This window comes from uncultured Proteiniphilum sp., from assembly GCF_937873925.1.
Classification (GTDB): domain Bacteria; phylum Bacteroidota; class Bacteroidia; order Bacteroidales; family Dysgonomonadaceae; genus Proteiniphilum.
In genome coordinates, this window is record NZ_CALNAT010000234.1 from 1 (window position 1) to 4,894 (window position 4,894).

3 protein-coding genes and 1 pseudogene are annotated in these 4,894 nt (G+C 45.4%); all 4 read left to right on the forward strand.

Annotated features, from left to right (window positions below):
* Positions 1-713 (forward strand): annotated as a pseudogene (locus Q0502_RS16195) (hypothetical protein); the annotation flags it as partial.
* 263 nt (positions 714-976) lie between these two features.
* Positions 977-2,506 carry a trypsin-like peptidase domain-containing protein gene (locus tag Q0502_RS16200; protein ID WP_298653010.1) on the forward strand — a complete coding sequence of 510 codons (1,530 nt, stop codon included), beginning with the start codon at positions 977-979 and terminating at the stop codon, positions 2,504-2,506.
* A gap of 210 nt (positions 2,507-2,716) precedes the next feature.
* Positions 2,717-3,577, forward strand: coding sequence for an RNA polymerase sigma factor RpoD/SigA (locus Q0502_RS16205; RefSeq protein ID WP_019538504.1), 861 nt, complete (start codon positions 2,717-2,719; stop codon positions 3,575-3,577).
* A 425-nt stretch (positions 3,578-4,002) separates the two neighbouring features.
* On the forward strand, positions 4,003-4,894 hold an 892-nt coding region (locus Q0502_RS16210; RefSeq protein WP_298653017.1), incomplete at its 3' end, for an OmpA family protein.

Consider the following 4,894-nt stretch of genomic DNA (forward strand, 5'->3'; position numbering starts at 1 on the left):
CCTGCTCCGTACATTGGATCAAAGAATACGGAAAAGAATTTACACAGGGAAAAGAGATGATCCTGGGCTTTTGCCGGCTGGAGATCCCGAAAAAGACCGGGCTGCGGGGTTTCATGCTGTATGACAACCTCATCCATCACCTGAAATTCCTCTCCATGGCCATTCTCCGCAAACCGTTCATGGGAATCGGCCGTAATCTGGCTTACAAAAAAGAACTCTTTTTCAAGAACAAGGGATACTCCTGCATATTGAATAGGGAGGGAGGGGAAGACGATCTCTATATTAACAGGATCGCCCCAAAACAAAATACAGGCGTAATACTTTCGAAAGAGAGCCTGACGGAAACGGACAGCGTGAATCACTTCGCCACCTGGCGTGCATTGAAATCGGGATATCTTTATTCGAAACAGTATTACAAGGGGTTCTCTTTCCGTATCTTTGGATTGGAAACATTTTCAAAATATGTTTTTTATGTATTAGCAATTTGTGCTATTTCACTCGGAATTGTAACCGGCAGCTATATACTTATGGGGTTTGCCCTGTTGCTTTTCGCGGTCAGATACGGTGTTCAATGGAGAGTGATCACTCTGAACAGCCGGCTCTTCGGTGCCGGTAAATACCATATCAACCTCCCTTTTTACGACATCTTTCAACCGCTCAACAACTTCCGGTTCAGGCAATATGCCACCAGAAGGAACAGGGGAAGAGGATAAGTCGGATGCAGGCATGACAGGAATGACAAAGCCGGTCAAAAAAACCGGAAGTAAGGAGCCGGAATATAATAAGGATGAGGAGGTATTCCGACAATTTGTCAGGCGAAAAACGGCTCTGAATGAAAGGAGTAGGGTTAAATCGGGTTAATCGGTCTTTGTTTGCGTTAAAAGTGTTAAAAAGCCTGTCCGCAGGTAAAAAATCTGCATATTATTTGTCCTATATTTGCCGTAGAGTCAATGACAAATATCAACACAAAAAGAATATGAACACAGGAAACAGTAAAAACGTAATCGTTATTGTATTGGTGGCAATTCTAAGCTCAATTGTCACTTTATTGGGGTACAACGTAATAAGCAAAAACAACGGAAACACGGCATCTTCCGGTGTATCGGGGAACAGAATCTCAAAAGAGGTAGGCGCCTATGCCAACTCCTTCGAGCAGGACAAGAACGTAGTGCTCACGAACCTCACCACATCGGATGGTTATCCCGATTTTACGGAAGCAGCCGCCAAGTCGGTCGACGGGGTAGTACACGTAAAGACAACGACAATGACCCAGCAACAATATATCAACCCGTTCGATTTCTTCTTCGGATTCGGTGACCGTATGCCTGCGCAACCGCGTGAACAGGTCGGATTCGGCTCCGGAGTGATCATCTCCAAAGACGGATATATCATCACTAACAACCACGTGGTGGAAAATGCCACCGAAGTATCTGTTTCGTTGAATGACGACAGGGAGTTTGTGGCCAAAGTGGTGGGAACGGATCCTCTGAGCGATATTGCGCTGTTAAAAATAGAAGGAGAGGATTTTCCTTATCTCACTTTCGGTAACTCCGATGCCCTACAAGTGGGAGAATGGGTATTGGCGGTAGGGAACCCGTTCAACCTGACCTCTACGGTCACCGCCGGTATTGTGAGCGCCAAGAACAGAGGCAATGTAATGGGAGGCGGACTGGGAATTCAATCGTTCATCCAGATAGATGCGGCCGTCAACCCCGGAAATAGTGGAGGAGCTCTGGTAAACACCCGTGGAGAACTGGTAGGCATCAATACCGCTATCTTCTCACAGACAGGTAATTTTACAGGTTACGCTTTCGCCGTTCCTATCTCCATCGCGGGTAAGATTGCAGCCGACCTGAAAGAATACGGAACCGTACAGCGTGCCCTGCTGGGGATCGAGGTACCCAATATCGAGAATATCAGGCGTCAGGATCCCGAAAAAGCCCGCGCACTGTCGCAGATCAGGGGCGTCCAGGTAGAAGGATTCAGCGACCGGAGCGCCGCCAAAGCCGCCGGAATCCAGAAGGGAGATGTCATCACTGCCATCAACAATGTGCCTATCCGCAATTTTGCCGAATTGCAAAGCCAGTTGAACAGGTATCGGCCGGGAGACAAGGTCAGCGTAACAGTTGATCGTAACGGGAACGACCGTTCCTTCAACGTTGAATTGAAGAACGATGAAGGAAGTACCGAAATCACCCGCAGCACGAATGCTGTAAATGCGCTGGGCGCCACATTCAAACAAATACCGGATGAAAGGAAAAAAGCCCTGGGGATCTCAAGCGGCCTTGAAGTGGAAAGCGTGGAAAGTAACGGGCTCTTCAGAAAAGGAGGGATCAACAAAGGATTCATCATCATGAGGATAAATAATACACCCGTCAATAGCGAAAATGATGTGGCTAACATCGTAGCATCCACCAGTAACCGTCAGGATAAAGTGTTGCTTGTAGCAGGCTTTTATCCGAACGGAAGAACACAATATATCGCCATCGATTTGACAAACCACTGATGAACAAGGGTTAACAAAGGTTAATCTCAACTTTTTCAGTAACAAAAAAGTAGTTAATCGCGTTTTATAGCAAAGGAATTGGGTTTCGTACCAGATTCCTTTGTTACAGTTTATCGGAGGGTGTATTTCATTTCCATATCGGAAATATTTTGTATTTTTGCACCCCCAATAAAGATTCATGATAAGATAACTTAGAAGGATTAAGCATAAATGAGACAATTAAAGATTACAAAATCAATCACAAACCGGGAAAGCGCTTCTTTGGATAAATACCTCCAGGAGATCGGCCGTGAAGACCTGATTACCGTAGAAGAAGAGGTAGAATTGGCGCAGGCCATCAAGAGGGGCGATCGCCAGGCGCTGGAAAAGCTCACCAGGGCCAACCTCCGATTTGTGGTATCGGTAGCCAAACAATACCAAAACCAGGGATTGAGTTTGCCCGACCTGATCAATGAGGGTAATCTCGGCCTGATCAAGGCTGCCGAGAAATTTGACGAAACCAGAGGGTTTAAATTCATCAGTTATGCTGTTTGGTGGATTCGTCAATCCATCCTGCAAGCATTGGCTGAACAGTCCAGAATTGTCCGGCTGCCGTTGAATCAGGTAGGATCACTCAATAAAATCAGCAAAGCATTTCAGAAGTTCGAACAGGAGAATGAGCGGAGGCCTTCGGCCGAAGAGTTGGCACAGGAACTGGATCTGTCGGTAGAAAAAGTGACGGATTCCCTGAAAGTGTCAGGCCGCCATATCTCCATGGATGCTCCTTTTGTGGAAGGAGAAGATAACAGCCTGTTGGATGTATTGGTGAACGATGATGCGCCCGTAGCCGACCGTACCCTGATCAACGAATCGCTCCAGAAAGAGATTGACAGGGCGCTCTCTACCCTGACAGAAAGGGAAAGCGATATCATCAAAATGTTTTTTGGTATCGGGTGCCAGGAGATGACCCTCGAAGAGATCGGCGATAAATTCCAGTTGACACGTGAACGTGTCCGCCAGATCAAAGAGAAAGCGATCCGAAGGCTCAGACAAGACTCCAGAAGCAAATTACTGAAAACCTATCTGGGCTGATTTCGACCTGTATAAAACCAAAAAATACGGAAAAAAGCCTTTTCACGACGTTTTTTTGGTGATTTTTTACACAAAATGGATCATATGTGAAATTTAAGTTTTATATTTGTGATCCGAAGTGAGAAAAAATTTACTTTGGTGAACATTATTTTAATGGAGATGTTATACATGAAGTAGTAAAAGTTGTACTGAGTGTGTAATACACATATCAACGAACGGCAAAGAATTATATCGAGTTATTGTAATAAAATGTTTAATTAGAATTTAAATTTATGAAAAAGTTTGGTTTACTTTTATTTTCTGCTCTTGTTGCTTTTAGCATAAGTGCACAAGAAGTACAAAACGTTTCTCATGGTACTGTGTATCTGAAAAACAAAGCAAGTGATAATTGGTATATAGGTCTTGGCGGTGGAACCAACCTTTATATGACGAAAGGCGAAAATGACGCCGATGCTAGCATCGGCGATCGTCTGGGATGGATGGGACAACTTGAGATCGGACGTTGGAACTCTCCTAACTGGGGTACCCGTTTGGTAATTGACGGTGGTCATATCAAACACGTAGCTACAGGAATAACTCCCGAACAAAACTGGTTAGGCGGTCACCTGGACGTGATGTACAATATTATCAACGCATGGGGCAGCTATAATCCCGACAGGGTTTACAGTCTGGTTCCTTACCTCGGTATCGGTTACATGTACGGACTGAACGAAGACTGGAAAAAACCCAATCCTGACGGCGACCTGTTCAAAAACCAAAATCAGACATTGACCTACAATGTTGGTTTGATCAACAACTTCCAGCTCTCCAAGAGCGTTGCCCTTTTCCTCGAACTGGGATGGAGAGTATTTCAGGAAAGTTTTGACGGCAGCGGATTAGGCGGCGATTTTGAATATGACAGCATGTTTACCGGTACAGCAGGGATTAAATTCGGTCTTGGCGGAAAACAGGATTTCACTCCGGCCGAACTGATGGATTACAACCTGATCAACGACTTGAACAGCCAGATCAACAGACTGCGTGCAGAAAACGAAGAACTGAGACTGAGACCGGAATCTTGCCCGGAATGTCCTGAAGTTCAACCGACTGTTGTTTCCGAAGGCGTATATGTTCCTAACGTAGTATTCTTCCGGATCAACTCTGCACAAATCGACAGGGGCCAGCAAGTAAGCGTTTACAACACTGCTGAATACCTGAAAGCCAATCCGAATGCGAAAGTGAACATCGTAGCTTATGCCGACAAACAAACCGGTACTCCGGAATACAACTTCGCACTTTCTGAAAAACGTGCAAGAGCGGTTGCCGATGCATTGACCA

Coding starts and splice junctions, on each gene's coding strand:
- Q0502_RS16200 (WP_298653010.1), top strand. CDS start 977: ATGAACACAGGAAACAGTAAAAACGTAATCGTTATTGTATTGGTGGCA.
- Q0502_RS16205 (WP_019538504.1), top strand. CDS start 2,717: ATGAGACAATTAAAGATTACAAAATCAATCACAAACCGGGAAAGCGCT.